16 protein-coding genes are annotated in these 16,450 nt (G+C 62.0%); 14 read left to right on the top strand and 2 right to left on the bottom strand.

The features are described 5' to 3' along the window. Nucleotides 1–49: 49 nt before the first annotated feature. Both NE852_RS29705 and NE852_RS29700 read right to left on the bottom strand, forming a co-directional pair. On the bottom strand, nt 50–844 hold the full coding sequence (locus NE852_RS29705; protein WP_037173782.1) for a pyrroline-5-carboxylate reductase: 795 nt from the start codon (nt 842–844) through the stop codon (nt 50–52). A gap of 10 nt (nt 845–854) precedes the next feature. After that, a complete protein-coding gene (locus tag NE852_RS29700) occupies nt 855–1,484 on the bottom strand; it encodes a TetR/AcrR family transcriptional regulator (protein WP_008532160.1) in 630 nt (209 codons plus the stop codon). A 147-nt stretch (nt 1,485–1,631) separates the two neighbouring features. Between NE852_RS29700 and NE852_RS29695 the strand changes: the two genes are divergently transcribed. From NE852_RS29695 to NE852_RS29630, 14 genes are all read left to right on the top strand, one after another. Then, nucleotides 1,632–3,668, top strand: coding sequence for an NADH:flavin oxidoreductase (locus NE852_RS29695; protein WP_008532161.1), 2,037 nt, complete (start codon nt 1,632–1,634; stop codon nt 3,666–3,668). 47 nt (nt 3,669–3,715) lie between these two features. Further along, a complete protein-coding gene (locus NE852_RS29690; protein ID WP_037173785.1) occupies nt 3,716–4,339 on the top strand; it encodes a dimethylsulfoniopropionate lyase in 624 nt (207 codons plus the stop codon). A 12-nt stretch (nt 4,340–4,351) separates the two neighbouring features. Further along, the gene (locus NE852_RS29685; protein ID WP_258157170.1) at nt 4,352–5,113 is read left to right on the top strand and encodes an electron transfer flavoprotein subunit beta/FixA family protein; all 762 of its coding nucleotides are present in this window, start codon (nt 4,352–4,354) and stop codon (nt 5,111–5,113) included. Between the two features lie 24 nt (nt 5,114–5,137). Continuing rightward, complete coding sequence (locus tag NE852_RS29680) at nt 5,138–6,067, top strand: electron transfer flavoprotein subunit alpha/FixB family protein (RefSeq protein ID WP_258157169.1); 930 nt, start codon at nt 5,138–5,140, stop codon at nt 6,065–6,067. Between the two features lie 15 nt (nt 6,068–6,082). Beyond that, entirely contained in the window at nt 6,083–6,775 is a 693-nt protein-coding gene (locus NE852_RS29675) for a dimethylsulfonioproprionate lyase family protein (protein WP_008532168.1), read from the top strand. A 75-nt stretch (nt 6,776–6,850) separates the two neighbouring features. Next, nucleotides 6,851–7,978 (top strand): S-(hydroxymethyl)glutathione dehydrogenase/class III alcohol dehydrogenase, encoded by a 1,128-nt coding sequence (locus tag NE852_RS29670; RefSeq protein WP_008532170.1) that lies wholly within the window; start codon nt 6,851–6,853, stop codon nt 7,976–7,978. Nucleotides 7,979–7,981: 3 nt separating this feature from the next. Next, nucleotides 7,982–8,824 (top strand): S-formylglutathione hydrolase, encoded by an 843-nt coding sequence (gene fghA / locus NE852_RS29665; protein WP_008532172.1) that lies wholly within the window; start codon nt 7,982–7,984, stop codon nt 8,822–8,824. A 54-nt stretch (nt 8,825–8,878) separates the two neighbouring features. Next, the gene (gfa, locus tag NE852_RS29660) at nt 8,879–9,451 is read left to right on the top strand and encodes an S-(hydroxymethyl)glutathione synthase (protein ID WP_258157168.1); all 573 of its coding nucleotides are present in this window, start codon (nt 8,879–8,881) and stop codon (nt 9,449–9,451) included. 409 nt (nt 9,452–9,860) lie between these two features. Then, nucleotides 9,861–10,574 (top strand): GntR family transcriptional regulator, encoded by a 714-nt coding sequence (locus NE852_RS29655; protein WP_008532175.1) that lies wholly within the window; start codon nt 9,861–9,863, stop codon nt 10,572–10,574. Continuing rightward, nucleotides 10,571–11,482 carry a dihydrodipicolinate synthase family protein gene (locus tag NE852_RS29650; protein WP_008532176.1) on the top strand — a complete coding sequence of 304 codons (912 nt, stop codon included), beginning with the start codon at nt 10,571–10,573 and terminating at the stop codon, nt 11,480–11,482. Before NE852_RS29655 ends, NE852_RS29650 begins: the two co-directional genes overlap by 4 nt. After that, nucleotides 11,475–12,992, top strand: a complete 1,518-nt coding sequence (locus NE852_RS29645; protein ID WP_008532177.1) for an aldehyde dehydrogenase — start codon at nt 11,475–11,477, stop codon at nt 12,990–12,992. The genes NE852_RS29650 and NE852_RS29645 overlap by 8 nt, the downstream gene beginning before the upstream one ends. Then, the gene (locus NE852_RS29640; protein ID WP_008532179.1) at nt 12,989–14,335 is read left to right on the top strand and encodes an FAD-binding oxidoreductase; all 1,347 of its coding nucleotides are present in this window, start codon (nt 12,989–12,991) and stop codon (nt 14,333–14,335) included. Before NE852_RS29645 ends, NE852_RS29640 begins: the two co-directional genes overlap by 4 nt. A 77-nt stretch (nt 14,336–14,412) precedes the next feature. Then, the gene (locus tag NE852_RS29635; protein WP_008532181.1) at nt 14,413–15,264 is read left to right on the top strand and encodes a glycine betaine ABC transporter substrate-binding protein; all 852 of its coding nucleotides are present in this window, start codon (nt 14,413–14,415) and stop codon (nt 15,262–15,264) included. An 85-nt stretch (nt 15,265–15,349) separates the two neighbouring features. Further along, nucleotides 15,350–16,441 carry a glycine betaine/L-proline ABC transporter ATP-binding protein gene (locus NE852_RS29630; protein ID WP_008532183.1) on the top strand — a complete coding sequence of 364 codons (1,092 nt, stop codon included), beginning with the start codon at nt 15,350–15,352 and terminating at the stop codon, nt 16,439–16,441. The last annotated feature ends 9 nt before the right edge of the window (nt 16,442–16,450 follow it).

The raw sequence follows: 16,450 nt of genomic DNA, 5'->3' as shown, positions 1-16,450 counted from the left end.
GCGGCTTGTCTTGTCGAACGGGGCGCCGCAGAACCCGCTCCAACGGTCGTCAGGAGGCTTCTCCCATACTCACCGATTTCTTGAAGGCCGCCGACAGTCCGTCGGCGACCGAAGCGTCGAACCCGGCAGCGCGCATGCCTTCGATGGCCGCCGCGGTGGTGCCGCGGTAGCCGAGAAAGGTTTGAACGACGTCGCCGGGAGATTCGTCATGGCGTTCGAGCAGGCGGCCGGCGCCCGATATCACCGTGTTGACGGCGCGGCGCGCAACCTCCGCCGGCAGCCCGCGGGCGACGGCGTCGCGCATCATGGCAGCGGCAAGCAGGGCCGGGAATGCCGGCCCCGAGCCGGAAAGGCCCGTGAGGTAATCGATATCGCTTTCCCTTGCGACCTCGTCCTGCGTTCCGCAGGCTTCGAAAATGGCCCGAATGACAGCGCGATCATCTTGCGTGACGTCGCGTGCTGCGATCCAGGGCGTATAGGATTTTGCCACTTCTGCGGCGGCGTTCGGCAAGGCGCGGACGACGCGGCCGGTCTTGTGGCGTTCGGCAAGGGCAGCAAGGCGGATGCCGGCCATGACCGAGATGACGAGCTTGCCGCCGGCATCGACCGCAAGGGGATGCCAGTCGTCAGGGCGGACGCAGAGGAGGATCACGTCCGAACGGTCGGCCAGCTCCTGATTGTCGGCGGTCCAGAAGGCGTTCGGGAAACGGGACGGCGGCTCCCCGCGATAGGAAAGGGAGAGATTTTGAGAATCGACCAGGCCGGCATCGAGGATCGACCCGGCGATTGCCCCGCCAAGCCAGCCGCTGCCACCGATCATGCCAATTCTCAAAGGAGCGCTCATCTCGGGTTTCCTAATCCGGCCTATAGCCATGCCGGGCGAAGAAGCGGTCGAGCTCCCTCTGCTGCGGCACTTCACCCGTGTAGATCGCGATATATTCCGGAATCCGTTTCATGCGGACGGCGATATCCTCCCTCGACTGCATGGAAATATAACCGATCTGTACGAGGTAAGTTGTTCGGGCTCTGACATCTGATGTCGTTTCTGGTAGACCGAAGCGCATGAACATGCGCTTGAGCGCCTCCATGCGAATTTGATCCGCCTGTTGGACTTCTGCGAGAAGTTCGCCAGACTGCAGCGCCCAGCTTCGCACGGAAAATTCGAATTTGGCGTCGAAAAGATCGGTGTTCAGCCAGCAATCGAAGACATTGAGCATCGCCTCGGCCAACGATTCCGCATAGGCTTCGGACTGTTTGACGATATTGCCGGTGTTTTTCTCCCGCCACCGGGCCACCAGTGCGCTCAAGAGTTCCTCCCGATCCTTGAAGAACCAGTAGAAGCTCGTTCGCGAGAGATTGAGCTTTTTTGCGAGCGGCAGAATTTTTACCGAATCCACGCCGGATTCCAGCAGTGACTGGTAGGCTGCTTCCAGCCATCCCTCCTGCGATCCACGCCAACCGGTGTCGTTAAAAGACTGGTCCATAGGCTATCTCCTATCAAATAATCGAGAGGCGCACAAGAAAAATGTACATATGTGTCAGAATAAATGACTTCCATGTTTTCTTCGTTGACACGTATGTACATTACCCTTAGCGTCTGCTTCGTCGTTTTTAATCCGGAACCACGGCCCATGTCGAATGATCCCCTTCTCCAGCCCTACCAGCTCAAGCATCTGACGCTGCGTAACCGTATCATCGTGACCTCCCACGAGCCGGCTTATCCCGAGGATGGCATGCCGAAGGAGAAATATCGCGCCTATACGGTGGAGCGGGCAAAGGGCGGGGTGGCCTTGACGATGACGGCGGGTTCCGCCGCGGTTTCTAGGGACAGCCCCCCGGTCTTCAACAACCTTCTCGCCTACAAAGACGAGATCGTGCCCTGGATCAGGGAAATGACCGACGCCGTGCACGAAGAGGGAGCGGCGATCATGATCCAGCTCACCCATCTCGGCCGGCGCACCCGCTGGGACAAGGGCGACTGGCTGCCCGTCGTCGCCCCGTCGCACCATCGCGAAGCCTCGCATCGCGCCTTCCCGAAGAAGCTGGAAGACTGGGACATCGAGCGTATCATCAAGGATTTCGCCGATGCGGCCGAGCGCATGAAGGCGGGCGGCATGGACGGTATCGAACTGGAGGCCTACGGCCACCTGATCGACCAGTTCGCGTCTCCGCTCACGAACGAACTCGACGGTCCCTATGGCGGGTCGCTCGAAAACCGCCTGCGCTTCTGTTTCGACGTGTTCAAGGCGATCCGCGAGAGGGTGGGGAATGAATTCATTCTCGGCGTGCGCTACACGGCGGACGAATGCCTGCCCGGCGGCAACGGGCAGGCGGAAGGCATAGAAATATCGAAGCGGCTGCGCGACAGCGGCCTCATCGACTATCTGAACGTCATTCGCGGCCACATCGACACCGATGCGGGCCTGACCGACGTCATTCCGATCCAGGGCATGGCAAATTCCCCGCACCTGGACTTTGCCGGTGAAATCCGCGCCGCGACCAATTTCCCGACCTTCCATGCGGCGAAAATTCCCGACGTCGCCACCGCGCGCCACGCGATCGCGGCCGGCAAGGTCGATATGGTCGGCATGACCCGCGCCCACATGACCGACCCGCATCTCGTCCGCAAGATCATCGAGAAGCGGGAGGAGGATATCCGTCCTTGCGTCGGCGCCAATTACTGCCTCGACCGCATCTACCAGGGCGGCGCGGCCTATTGCATCCACAATGCCGCCACCGGCCGCGAACTGACCATGCCGCATGTGCTTGATAAGGCCGACGCCAGGAAAAAGGTCGTCATCGTCGGTGCGGGCCCGGCCGGCCTGGAGGCGGCGCGCGTCGCCGGGGAACGCGGCCACGAGGTCGTCGTCTTCGAAGCGGCCAACAATCCCGGCGGCCAGATCCGGCTCACCGCCCAGAGCGAGCGTCGCAGGGAAATGATCAGCATCATCGACTGGCGCATGAGCCAGTGCGAGAAGTACGGCGTCACCTTCCACTTCAACACCTGGGCGGAAGCCGACACGATCGAGGCCGAGAAGCCCGATGTCGTCATCATCGCGACCGGCGGCTTGCCGCACACGGAGATTCTTTCGCGCGGCAACGAGCTGGTGGTCTCCTCATGGGACATCATCTCCGGCGACGTGAAGCCGGGTTCGAACGTGCTTGTTTTCGACGATGCCGGCGACCATGCCGGTCTTCAGGCGGCCGAATTCCTCGCCAAGGCGGGGGCCAAGGTCGAGATCATGACCCCGGACCGCTCCTTCGCGCCTGAGGTGATGGCCATGAACCTGGTGCCCTATATGCGCTCTCTCCAGAAGCATGACGTGACCTTTACCGTCACCTATCGCCTGGAGGCGGTCGAAAAGAGCGGCAACCAGCTCGTCGCCCATGTCGGCAGCGATTACGGCGGAATTGCCCGGGAGCAGAGCTACGACCAGATCGTCGTCAACCACGGGACAATCCCGCTCGACGAGCTTTATTTCGAGCTGAAGCCCAGTTCCAGCAATCTCGGCGAGCTCTCGCACGACGAGCTCCTTTCGGGAAAACCTCAGTCCGTCGTTCGCAATCCCGAGGGGCGGTTCCAGCTGTTCCGCATCGGCGATGCTGTCGCTGCGCGCAATACGCATGCCGCCATCTATGACGCGCTGCGCATCGCAAAGGATCTATGATCGCGGCAGCAGCCGGATCGCCGGCCATCGTCTCGGGAGGGGGTGAGATGAGTTTACGCAATGAAAGCCTCCAGCATTTCCTGGAGGCGGCGAATGTGGCTTTCGATCAGTTGGCGAAAGCTCCGGAAGCCCGCCGCTCGATCGGTCAGATCTTTGCGGCGCTGGAGCGTCCGGGGATCGCGCGGACAGGAAAAGGAAGCCGGTTGCCCGTCTGTGCTCAGCTCGATATGGCGCTCTCGATCGATACGTCCTATGCTTCGCTAGCGCGATTGATCGAGGGCTTCAGGGGCATAGAGCCAATGCTTGAATGGCATCGGCGCACCAAGTATGACCACACGGCCAGCGACAATTTCGTCGATGGGCATGCCAATGCCTTGATCATCGGCCCGGGCGGATTGGAGGAGCGAAACGACCTGTGGCTCGGCGTGACGTTGATGGCGCCTCACGTGCGCTATCCCGATCATGATCATGCGCCGGAGGAAGTCTATCTTGTGCTTTCCGAGGGAGAGTTTCGACAGGGGGAGGGGGACTGGTTTTCGCCTGGGATCGGCGGATCGTTCTACAATATCCCCGGAATCAAACATGCCATGAGATCGGTCGATACGCCGCTCTTCGCCTTCTGGGCACTGCTCGCCGAACGGCCGCACTGGCGGCCGCCATTGAAGATATAAAGAGGTTCGCAAATGAAGATTCTCGTGCCCGTCAAGAGGGTTGTCGACTACAACGTGAAGATCCGGGTTCGTCCGGACGGCACGGGTGTGGAACTTGCCAATGTGAAGATGTCGATGAACCCGTTCGACGAGATCTCGGTGGAAGAGGCGCTGCGGCTGAAGGAAGCCGGCAAGGCCGAGGAAGTCGTCGTCGTTTCGATTGGTCCGGCCAAGGCCGAGGAGACGCTGCGGACGGCGCTGGCCATGGGTGCCGACCGGGCGATCCTCGTCGAGACCGACGATGCGGTCGAGCCGCTGGCCGTCGCCAAGATCCTCAAGGGTGTGGCGGACGCCGAACAGCCGGGCCTGATCATCGTCGGCAAGCAGGCGATCGATGACGATTCCAACCAGACCGGCCAGATGCTCGCAGCCCTGTTGGGCACGGCCCAGGCCACCTTCGCCTCGAAGATCGAGATCGAAGCTGCTGTCCCTGGGGGCAAGGCGACGGTGACCCGCGAGGTCGATGGCGGCCTGCAGACGATCGAGATCAAGCTGCCGGCGGTGGTGACCACCGATCTCAGGCTCAATGAGCCGCGCTATGCCTCGCTACCAAACATCATGAAGGCGAAGAAGAAGCCGCTCGACAAGAAGAGCCCAGCCGACTTCGGCGTCGATACGACGCCGCGGCTGAAGGTGCTGAAGACCGAGGAGCCGAGTGGCCGCAAGGCCGGCGTCAAGGTCAAGTCGGTCACTGAGCTGGTCGACAAGCTGAAGAACGAAGCCGGCGTGCTCTAATCAGGCGGAACAGGAGTAAATATCATGACCATTCTTCTTCTGGCCGACCACGACAATGCCAGCCTCTCCGACCAGACCGCCAAGGCGCTGACGGCCGCCTCGCAGATCGGCGGCGATATTCATGTGCTGGTCGCCGGCAAGGCTGCGCAGGCGGCGGCCGATGCGGCGGCCAAGCTTTCCGGTGTGACCAAGGTGCTGCTTGCCGAAAGCGACGAGCTTGCCAACAATCTCGCCGAACCGCTTTCCGATCTGATCGTCTCGCTCGCCGGTTCCTATGACACGATCATCTCGGCTGCGACCTCGGTCGGCAAGAACGTGCTGCCGCGGGTGGCAGCCCTTCTCGACGTCGCCCAGCTCTCCGAGATCATCGAGGTGGTGTCATCTGACACCTTCAAGCGTCCGATCTATGCCGGCAATGCCATCCAGACGGTGCAGGCCAGCGATGCCAGGAAGGTGATCACCGTGCGCACCGCCTCCTTCGCCTCTGCGCCGGCAAACGGTTCGGCCGCCGTCGAGGCGATCCCGGCGATCTCGGATCCGGGCCTGTCGCGGTTCGTCTCCGATGCGCTGTCGGCCTCCGACCGTCCGGAACTGACCTCGGCGAAGGTCATCATCTCGGGCGGCCGCGCCCTCGGCTCTGCCGAGAAGTTCAGGGAAGTCATCCTGCCGGTTGCCGACAAGCTGGGTGCTGCCGTCGGCGCAAGCCGTGCGGCCGTCGATGCCGGTTATGCCCCGAACGACTGGCAGGTCGGCCAGACCGGCAAGGTGGTGGCGCCGCAGCTTTATATCGCCTGCGGCATATCAGGCGCCATCCAGCATCTGGCCGGCATGAAGGATTCGAAGGTGATCGTCGCCATCAACAAGGACGAGGAGGCGCCGATCTTCCAGGTCGCCGACTACGGCCTCGTCGCCGATCTCTTCGACGTCCTGCCCGAACTCGAAAAGGCGCTCTGAGCGGGGAGACCGAACGTGGCGCGCGCGGTGGGACGTCCAATCAAACCTGGTGCAGACCTTCTTCTGAACGATGACGAGAAGCCGGCATACATTCGGCTGCACGACATCGGCAGGGAAAGGCGGCCCGGGCCGCTGCAGGAATTCCTGAACGACGTCGGCGGCCTGATGCTGTCGGCGGAAGCTCCAGCTGTGGCCAGTTTCGTTGCGGGCAAGGTCCTCCAGAGGCTGCTGAAAACAGGAAAGGTGCGTCCGGAGGGCGGGACTCTTCCCGGCGCGCCCGAGGGGCTCGACGAAGCCGTCCGCCATCTTGCAAAGTCGGGACGGAAATATGAGGCGATCGCCGGCCAGTTCCAGAGTCTCGCCGACAAGCTGCTCTGGAGACGCGGCCGCTCCGGCCCGTTCGCAAGCCTGAATTTCGGCAATACGCATTCCCATGCGGTCGTGGTTGGCCCCGGCGGCATGGAGGAGCGCGCCGATCTCAGGGTCGGCGTCATCTATATGGATCGCTACACCCGGTTCCCCGATCACGTTCAGACGCAGCCGCGCGCCTTCATCCTGCTTTCGCCGGGTGAAATCTGCCTTGGCGATTCCCAATGGTTTTCTGCCGCTACCGGCACAGTCTTTGCAAACGATGCCGGGCAATCCTTCGCGATAAGATGCACGGCCCAGCCGCTTCTGGCGGTCTGGTGCCAGGTCGAGCCGGGATGACCGGGGCGAGGCCGAACCAGATCGTTTATCCGCATACGCAGCCACTGAATTCAGTTTAATAGGAGGGATTATCAAATGGACGTTCGCGCCGCCGTTGCCGTTCAGGCAGGAAAACCGCTCGAAGTGATGACCGTGCAGCTCGACGGCCCGAAGGCCGGCGAAGTGCTGATCGAGGTCAAGGCGACGGGCATTTGCCACACCGACGATTTCACGCTGTCGGGCGCCGACCCGGAAGGCCTCTTCCCGGCCATTCTCGGCCACGAGGGCGCCGGCATCGTCGTCGACGTCGGCCCGGGCGTCACTTCGGTCAAGAAGGGCGACCACGTCATTCCGCTTTACACACCCGAATGCCGCGAGTGCTATTCCTGCACATCGCGCAAAACCAATCTCTGCACCTCGATTCGATCAACCCAGGGGCAGGGCGTGATGCCCGATGGTACCTCGCGCTTCTCGATCGGCAAGGACAAGATCCATCACTATATGGGCTGCTCGACCTTCGCCAATTACACGGTGCTGCCGGAGATCGCGCTTGCCAAGATCAACCCCGACGCGCCCTTCGACAAGGTCTGCTACATCGGCTGCGGCGTCACGACAGGCATCGGCGCCGTCATCAACACGGCCAAGGTCGAGATCGGCGCCACCGCGATCGTCTTCGGGCTCGGCGGCATCGGCCTGAACGTCATCCAGGGCCTGCGCCTTGCCGGCGCCGACATGATCATCGGTGTCGATATCAACCCGGACCGCAAGGCCTGGGGCGAGAAGTTCGGCATGACGCATTTCGTCAATCCGAAGGACGTCGGCGACGACATCGTTCCTTATCTGGTCAACATGACCAAGCGCAACGGCGACCTGATCGGCGGCGCCGACTACACCTTCGACTGCACCGGCAACACCAAGGTGATGCGCCAGGCGCTGGAAGCTTCGCATCGCGGCTGGGGCAAATCGGTCATCATCGGCGTTGCCGGCGCCGGCCAGGAGATCTCCACCCGGCCGTTCCAGCTGGTCACCGGCCGCAACTGGATGGGCACCGCCTTCGGCGGCGCGCGCGGCCGCACCGACGTTCCGAAGATCGTCGACTGGTACATGCAGGGCAAGATCCAGATCGATCCGATGATCACCCACACTATGCCGCTCGAAGACATCAACAAGGGCTTCGACCTGATGCACAAGGGGGAAAGCATCCGCGGCGTGGTCGTGTATTAAGCGATGAAGACGATCTCGACCGATAAGTCCTACGGCGGCACTCAGGGCGTCTATGTCGAGCGCTCCGAGGCCTGCGATTGCGACATGACCTTTGCGGTATTCGTGCCGCCGCAGGCCGCCGAGCGCAAGCTGCCGGTGCTGTGGTATCTGTCCGGCCTGACATGCACGCATGCCAATGTCATGGACAAGGGCGAGTATCGGCGGCTTGCCGCCGAACTCGGTCTCGTCATCGTCTGCCCGGATACCAGCCCTCGCGGCGACCATGTTCCCGATGAAGCGGACAACTGGCAATTCGGCAAGGGCGCCGGCTTTTACGTCGACGCCACGCAGCCGCCCTATGCAGCGAATTATCGCATGTACAGCTACATCGCCGACGAACTGCCGAAGCTGATCGCGGCCGAGTTCCCGGTCGATATGGATCGCCAGGGCATCTTCGGCCACTCGATGGGCGGGCATGGCGCGATCACGATCGCGCTCAAGAACCCGGACCGCTTCCGGAGCTGCTCGGCCTTCGCGCCGATCAGCCATCCCTCGGTCTCCGGCTGGTCGAAGCCGGCGTTCCGGAAATATCTCGGAGCCGACGAAAAGACTTGGCGGGCCTATGACGCCTGCTCCCTGATCGAGGACGGGCATCGCTTCCCGGAACTCTTCGTCGACCAAGGAACGGCGGATAGCTTCCTGGAGGATGGGCTGCGTCCCGGCGAGCTTAAACAGGCCTGCGACGCGGCCGATATCAAGCTCGAGCTTCGCATGCAGGAAGGCTACGGCCATTCCTACTTCTTCATTTCGACATTCATGGAGGACCATCTGCGCTGGCACGCGCAGAGGCTGGGAGATCGGAAATAACGCAGAGCTCGGCCGGGCATAACGCAAACGGCCAGGGAGGAAGGGAGTGAAGCAATGACCAGCATAGCCATTCATCCGGCAGTGGATTCAGGTTTTCGAGCGACTGACGCTGCTTTCGCGGGCGGGACGCTCGTGTGCAAATGCGCAAGCAATCCGGTCAAGGTCAGGATCAAGGGGGACATCGCCCACAACCACGCCTGCGGCTGCACCAAGTGCTGGAAGCCCGAGGGCGCCGTCTTTTCGGTCGTGGCGGTTGCGCCGACCGAAAGCGTCGAAGTGCTGGAGAACGGCGACAAGCTCGCCGTCGTCGATCCCGCTGCCCTGATCCAGCGCCATGCCTGCAAGCAGTGCGGCGTGCATATGTACGGCCCGGTCGAGCGCGAACATCCATTCCAGGGATTGTCTTTCGTTCATCCCGAGCGGTTTCAGGAAGGCGGCTGGGCAAAGCCGACCTTTGCGGCCTTCGTCTCGTCGATCATCGAAAGCGGCTTCGACCCCGCCAAGATGGACGCCGTCAGGGCGCAGCTGAAAGCGTCCGGCCTCGAGCCCTATGATTGCCTTTCGCCCGGCTTGATGGACTATATCGCAACCTGGACGGCCAAGAAGAGCGGCGTTCTGGCCGCCTGATCCCGGGCGGCCCATCCAGCGCCCCGACAAATCAGCCGCCATCAGCCATTGCCTGATGGCGGCACGCCGGCTCACCGGCGCCAGGCCTCACCGCCTGATGACCGGCATTGACCCGCCGAGAGCGCGGACGCCGGATACAGAGAATTTTCGAACAGATCTTTCACGATAATCCGCAGGGAAAACAACGCGATGGCTGACGCTGCGCGTTTTTCCGCGTGCGATCGCCATCCCACTCTTCGCCTATTCGATTCCCGGTCTTCGCCGGAAGCTCGGCGCGCAATCGCATCCATCGCTGCTATTGTGTATTTTTGGAATACTAATTGTGTACGTAGAGTACACAATTATTGACTCTGCCGACGAGGCGTGTCATCTTCCCTGGAGTAGAGCAACAAGAGGCCGGAGATCGACGATGGCGAAGACACCCAAGAGCAATCTCTACGACGACCTGAAGCGTCAGATCCTGACGATGGAGCTGGACCCGGACGCTGATCTGGACGAGGCCAGCCTGAGTGAAAGATATGGGCTGTCGCGGACGCCGGTGCGGGACATATTCCGTCGCCTGGCCGGCGAGGGCTATGTCGATATCCGCGAGAACAGGGGTGCGCGGGTCATCCCGATGAACCACTCGACGCTGCGGAATTTCTTCCTCGTCGCCCCGATGATCTATGCGGCGATCGGCCGGCTCGCCGTGCAGAATTTCAAGCCCACGCAGCTTGCCGACCTGAAGCAGACGCAGGAACGCTTCCGCACCGCCAGCCAGGATATGGATCCCTTGGCGATGGTCATCGAGAACAATCGCTTCCACGAGATCTTCGGTGAAATGTCGGCCAACGACTATCTGCAGCCGAGCCTCGGCCGGCTGCTCATCGACCACGCGCGCATCGGCCACACCTTCTTCCGGCCGCGGAACGAGGACATGAAGCGGCGGCTGCAAATCGCCGTCGACCATCATGACGGCTTCATCGAGGCTCTCGGCGCTCACGACGAGAATGCCGTCGTCGACCTCGTTTTCGAACACTGGGAACTGTCGCGCGAGAACATGGAGATGTTCATCGCGCCGCAAGGAATGAAAGCGGACGCGCTGGTCGAAAGGCCTGTCGCATCGATGGAGAAAACGTCTTGAAATTCGAAGGTATCTACACCCCGGCGATCACGCCGCATGGGCAGGATGGGCAGATCGACCGCGAAGCCTTCGCTGTCGTTCTGGAATCGCTCATGGAAGCCAAGGTCCACGGCATCATTATCGGCGGATCGACGGGCGAATACTACGCCCAGAGCCCCCAGGAGCGCCTCGACCAGGCGGCCTATGCCAAAGAAGTCATCGGCACGCGGATTCCGCTGATCATCGGTACGGGCGCGACCCGCACCGAGGATTCCGTGGAATATGCCGCCGCCGCCAGGGAAATCGGTGCCGATGCGATCCTCGTCTCCTCGCCGCCCTATGCACTGCCGACCGAGCGCGAAAACGCCGTCCATGCGCTCACCATCGACCGCGCCGCCAATCTGCCGATCATGCTCTACAACTATCCCGCCCGCATGGGCGTGATGATGGGTGACGAGTATTTCTCGCGGGTGGGTAAGTCGAAGAACGTCGTAGCGATCAAGGAAAGCTCCGGCGACATGGCCAATCTGCATCTCCTGGCCCGGAAGTTCCCGCATATCAACCTGTCCTGCGGCTGGGACGACCAGGCGCTCGAATTCTTCGCCTGGGGTGCGAAGAGCTGGGTTTGCGCCGGCTCGAACTTCCTGCCCCGCGAACACGTCGCCCTCTACGAGGCCTGCGTGCTCGAGAAGAATTTCGACAAGGGTCGGGCGATCATGACCGCCATGCTGCCGCTGATGGACTTCCTGGAATGCGGCAAATTCGTCCAGTCGATCAAGCATGGCTGCGAGATCATCGGCCTCAAGGCCGGCCCGGTCAGGGCACCGCTGCGCGGCCTGAACGCCGAAGAAAAGCGAACACTCCAGACTGTCGTCGCCACGCTGAAGCGCACGGTCGCCCAGATTACCTCGGGAGCCAACAATGCATGAACCTTTGACCGCAGCCGAATATAAGGCGATCGCCGCCGGTCTGCAGCTGCCCGCCAACGCCTTCATCGATGGCGCCTTCCATCCGGCCAATTCCGGCAAGACGTTCAGGACGACCAATCCGGCAACCGGCGAGCTGCTGGCCGAGATCGCCGCCTGCGATGCCGGCGACGTCGACCATGCCGTCGCCAAGGCCAAACAGGCCTTCGACGATGGCCGCTGGCGTCAGCGCACGCCGGGCGAGCGGAAGGAAACGCTGCTCAAGCTTGCCAAGCTGCTGGAGCGCAACCGTCACGAACTCGCGGTCATGGAAAGCCTCGACAGCGGCAAGCCGGTCCGCGAATGCCAGACCGTCGATGTCCCCGACACCATCCACACGATCCGCTGGCACGCCGAGCTGATCGACAAGCTCTATGACAACACCAATTCCGTCGGCCCCAATGCACTGGCGATGGTCGTTCGCGAACCGATCGGCGTCGTCGCATGCGTGTTGCCGTGGAACTTCCCGCTGCTGATGCTCGCCTGGAAAATCGCACCGGCGCTGGCTGCTGGATGCTCGGTGATCGTGAAACCGGCTCAGGAAACGACGCTTACGACGCTGCGCGTCGCCGAGCTTGCTCATGAAGCCGGCATCCCGGCCGGCGTCTTCAACGTCGTCACCGGCAGCGGCAGGGAGGTCGGCGAACCGCTCGGTCTGCACATGGATGTCGATATGGTGGCCTTTACCGGCTCGACGCCGACCGGCCGCCGCTTCCTGCACTATTCGGCCGACTCCAACCTCAAGAAGGTCGTGCTCGAATGCGGCGGCAAGAATCCGGCGGTGGTGCTTGAAGATGCCGAGGACCTCGACCTCGTCGCCGAGCAGGTGGTCAATGGCGCCTTCTGGAACATGGGTGAGAACTGCAGTGCGAGCTCCCGTCTCATCGTCCATGCCAGCATCAAGGATGAACTGCTCAAGCGCATCGGTGCCTATCTGCGCGAGTGGAAGACTGGTGACCCGCTCGACCCGGAAAACCGGATCGGTGCGCTGGTCAGCAAAAACCATTACGAGAAGGTCAGGTCTTTCCTCGACGATGTGAAGACCGAAAAACTCTCCATCGCTTTCGGTGGCGAAACGCAAAAGGACATCTTCATCGAGCCGACGGTCGTGGATGGCGTCACGCCTTCGAGCCGTCTCTTCAAGGAGGAGATCTTCGGGCCGATCCTGTCGGTGACGACCTTCCAAAGCCTGGCCGAGGCCGTCACTTTGGCGAATGACACGAATTACGGCCTGACGGCCTCCGTCTATACCGGAAGCCTGAAGAACGCGATCAGGGTATCGCGGGACATCCGCGCCGGGCTTGTCACCGTCAACTGCTTCGGCGAAGGGGACGCCTCGACCCCGTTCGGCGGCTACAAGGAGTCCGGCTTCGGCGGTCGCGACAAGTCGATCTTTGCCCATGACAACTATTGCGAACTGAAGACGATCTGGATCGACGTTTCGGAACGTTCGGTGGACGAGACGATCCGATGATCACGAGACCGGTCAAACGTCTGCCGGTCGAGAATGGCATCTCGGGCTGGGAGGCGATCAGCAAGCGTTCGTTCCCGGTCCGAAGCCTGGAAGGCAACGTTACCGCAGACTGGCTGATCATCGGCGCCGGCTTTGCGGGCCTCTCCGCGGCCCGCCGTCTCCTCCAGCTTCGACCGGACGACAAGATCGTCGTCCTCGATGCAAGCGAGGTCGGCAAAGGCACGTCCGGCCGGAACTCCGGCTTCATGATCGATGTCCCGCATAATCTGGCGGGCGGCGAATATTCGAGCGGAGGGGTAGACGCGACCCGCTTGGAGATGGCGCAAAATCGCTCGGCGATCGCTTTCGCCGCAGAAGCCGCGCAGGAATACGGCATGCCGCGCGAGACATTCGACCCCGCGGGGAAGATCAATGCGGCGGCCACGAAACGGGGCATGAAGCTGAACCGGAGCTTCGGCGAGTCACTGAAGGGGGCCGGCGAGAAGCACGGCTTCCTCGACGCCGCCGAAATGCGCGAGATCACGGGATCGGACTATTATTTCGGCGGCGTCTATACGCCGGGTGCCGTGCTGATCCAGCCTGCCGATTATATCCGCGCGATTGCTGCCGGGCTCTCGGGCAAGGTCGACATTTTCGAACACTCGCCGGTTACGTCACTGAAGCGCGAGAACGGAACCTGGACGGCGGCTTGTCCACGGGGCACGGTCACCGCACCCAAGGTGATCGTGGGCGTCAACGGTCATATCAACGACTTCGGGTACTATCGCCGCCGTCTGATGCACTTCTACGGCTATGCCTCGATGACGGCCCCCTTCGCGGCGGAAGACCTCGGACGCAAGGCCAGCGGCCGCGACAGATGGGCACTGCTTCCGGCGGACGCCATGGGGGCGACCGTTCGCAAGATCACGTCAGGCGGTCAGTCGCGCATCGTGCTCAGGACGCGATGGACCTATGACACGACGATAGCGTTGACCGAGCGCCGGCTGCGAGCAATGGCCGAGGAACATCGGCGCTCGCTGGACGCACGTTTCCCCGGCCTCAAGGGCATCCCGTTCGAGCATAGCTGGGCCGGACGCATATGCCTCAGCCTGAACCATGTGCCCGCCTTCGGCGAAGTCGAAGAAGGACTTTACTCCGCGTGCTGCGAGAACGGACTGGGAACCGTCAAGAGCACGCTCGCCGGCATGATGGCGGCCGAACTGGCGACCGGGACCACCTCCCGGCATCTCGAAGAATTCATGGATCACCCCGAACCGTCGAAGATTCCCCCCGAGCCGTTCGCATGGCTGGGCATCAATGCGGTGATCCGTTTGCAGGAATTGCGTGCAGGTCGCGAGGGATGATCCGTCGCCGCGCAATGTGAAGACTGCCCGTTCGCAGACTTCAATGAGAATGGGAACGAAAAACAGGAGAAATAGCAATGAAGGCTTTGTGGAAGGCGCTCTGCGCCGCTGCGATGATCGGGGTGAGCATCCTTCCCGCTCGCGCGGAAGAAAAGACGATCACCATGGGTACGATGTCGTGGGAGGACCTGACGCCCATCACCGGTATCACCAAGAAGGTTCTCGAAGACGCCGGCTACACCGTGAAGGTGACCGAGTTCTCCGAGTGGGGCATCGCCTATGCCGCTCTCGCCAAAGGCGACATCCAGGTTCTCGCCTCGCAGACGGACTATGTCGCTCAGGACTATTGGGATAAGAACAAGAACCGCCTGGAAAAGATTTCGCCGGTTTCGCACGGCCTCTATCAGGGCGTCGCCGTTCCCAAATATGTGCCGATCGACTCGCTGGAACAGCTCAATGAAAACGCCGACAAGTTCGGCGGCAAGATCATCGGCATCGAGCCGGGCGCCGGCCTGATGCGCGATACGGCGAATGCGGTCAAGGATTACGGCATCAAGCTCCAGCTCGTCGAAGGCAGCACGGCTGCGATGACGGCGGCTCTGAAATCCGCCTACGACCGCAAGGAGTGGATCGCCGTCACGATCTGGGAGCCGTCGTGGATGGTCCAGAAGTACGAGGTCAAATATCTCAAGGACCCGAAGGGCATCTTCCCGCCGCCGCAGAGCTATTACTGGATCGGCCATAAGGGCTTCTCCGAAGAAAACCCGCGCGCTCGCGAAGTCATGGCCAGCGTCTACGTGCCGCTCGCCGACATCACCGCCATCAACGGCACGGTCAACGAGGGCAAGACCATGGACCAGGCCGTGCAGGCTTGGATCGGCGCCCATGCCGACCTGATCAAGCGCTGGGAAAATATCAAGAAGAACTAAACGCCTCGTGGCCGTCCGATCCGTCGGGCGGCCGCCCTTTGAACGTAGAAGAAGCCAGCGCCGATTGGCTCAAAAGGGGATCGCCATGAAAACCGTAAACGTCGATGCCAAGGATGTCCTGATCGACTGCCAATCCCTCTGGAAAGTCTTCGGGGACAAATCCGCCGCGGCCATGAGATCGATCAAGGAGCGCGGCCTCGGCAAGAAAGAGGTGCTGCAGGAATTCAACTGCGTCGTCGGCGTCTCCGAGGCGAGCCTCCAGGTCCGGCGCGGCGAAATCTTCTGCATCATGGGTCTGTCGGGCAGCGGAAAATCGACGCTGATCCGCCTTCTCAACAAGCTGATCACGCCGAGCGCCGGCAAGGTCCTCGTCAAGGGACGCGACCTCGCCGCCTTGTCGCCGGTTGATCTCAGGGAGATGCGCGCCAAGAACATCGGCATGGTGTTTCAGAGCGTCGCCCTGCTGCCGCACCGGACGGTTCTCGAAAATACGGCATTCGGCCTCGAGGTCCAGGGCATGGCCAAGCCGGAGCGCAACAAGACCGCGACCGCAGCACTCGAAAAGGTCGGCCTTGCCGATTGGGTGAACCGGTATCCGAACGAGCTTTCGGGCGGCATGCAGCAGCGCGTCGGCCTTGCGCGCGCGCTCGCCTCCGACCCGGAAATTATTCTCATGGACGAGCCGTTCAGCGCGCTCGATCCCTTGATCCGGCGCCAGCTCCAGGATGAGTTCCGCCAGCTGACTAAGTCGCTCGGCAAGTCCGCCGTCTTCATTACGCACGATCTCGACGAGGCGATCCGCATCGGCGACCGCATCGCCATCATGAAAGACGGCGTCATCATCCAGACCGGCACCGCCGAGGAAATTATCCTCAATCCGGCCGATGACTATGTCGCCGAATTCGTCGCCGGCATTTCCCGCCTTCATTTGATCAAGGCGCATTCGGTCATGCGCAGCGTCGCCGAGTTCCAGCAGGGGACGCCGAATTCCGACCTCGGCTCGCTCGCGCGCACGACGCCGGACGCCGATATCGACGAGCTCATCACATTGACGATGCAGTCGGAGCGCGACGCCATCGCCGTCGTCGACAAGGGTCAGGTGGTCGGCGTGGTCACGCCGCGCAGCCTGCTGATGGGCGTCAAGGGAACCTCCGCCCATGATCTGACGGTGGCGTGAGCCAGAGGA

This window comes from Rhizobium sp. Pop5 (genome assembly GCF_024721175.1).
In the GTDB taxonomy this organism is placed as follows: Bacteria; Pseudomonadota; Alphaproteobacteria; order Rhizobiales; family Rhizobiaceae; genus Rhizobium.
The sequence above is the reverse complement of the archived record's forward strand: the minus strand, read 5'-3'. Positions and strand labels throughout refer to the sequence as shown.

Excerpts from the sequence above, each read along its gene's own strand:
- NE852_RS29705 (WP_037173782.1), bottom strand. The coding sequence starts at position 844 with ATGAGCGCTCCTTTGAGAATTGGCATGATCGGTGGCAGCGGCTGGCTT.
- NE852_RS29700 (WP_008532160.1), bottom strand. The coding sequence starts at position 1,484 with ATGGACCAGTCTTTTAACGACACCGGTTGGCGTGGATCGCAGGAGGGA.
- NE852_RS29695 (WP_008532161.1), top strand. The coding sequence starts at position 1,632 with ATGTCGAATGATCCCCTTCTCCAGCCCTACCAGCTCAAGCATCTGACG.
- NE852_RS29690 (WP_037173785.1), top strand. The coding sequence starts at position 3,716 with ATGAGTTTACGCAATGAAAGCCTCCAGCATTTCCTGGAGGCGGCGAAT.
- NE852_RS29685 (WP_258157170.1), top strand. The coding sequence starts at position 4,352 with ATGAAGATTCTCGTGCCCGTCAAGAGGGTTGTCGACTACAACGTGAAG.
- NE852_RS29680 (WP_258157169.1), top strand. The coding sequence starts at position 5,138 with ATGACCATTCTTCTTCTGGCCGACCACGACAATGCCAGCCTCTCCGAC.
- NE852_RS29670 (WP_008532170.1), top strand. The coding sequence starts at position 6,851 with ATGGACGTTCGCGCCGCCGTTGCCGTTCAGGCAGGAAAACCGCTCGAA.
- fghA (WP_008532172.1), top strand. The coding sequence starts at position 7,982 with ATGAAGACGATCTCGACCGATAAGTCCTACGGCGGCACTCAGGGCGTC.
- gfa (WP_258157168.1), top strand. The coding sequence starts at position 8,879 with ATGACCAGCATAGCCATTCATCCGGCAGTGGATTCAGGTTTTCGAGCG.
- NE852_RS29655 (WP_008532175.1), top strand. The coding sequence starts at position 9,861 with ATGGCGAAGACACCCAAGAGCAATCTCTACGACGACCTGAAGCGTCAG.
- NE852_RS29645 (WP_008532177.1), top strand. The coding sequence starts at position 11,475 with ATGCATGAACCTTTGACCGCAGCCGAATATAAGGCGATCGCCGCCGGT.
- NE852_RS29640 (WP_008532179.1), top strand. The coding sequence starts at position 12,989 with ATGATCACGAGACCGGTCAAACGTCTGCCGGTCGAGAATGGCATCTCG.
- NE852_RS29635 (WP_008532181.1), top strand. The coding sequence starts at position 14,413 with ATGAAGGCTTTGTGGAAGGCGCTCTGCGCCGCTGCGATGATCGGGGTG.
- NE852_RS29630 (WP_008532183.1), top strand. The coding sequence starts at position 15,350 with ATGAAAACCGTAAACGTCGATGCCAAGGATGTCCTGATCGACTGCCAA.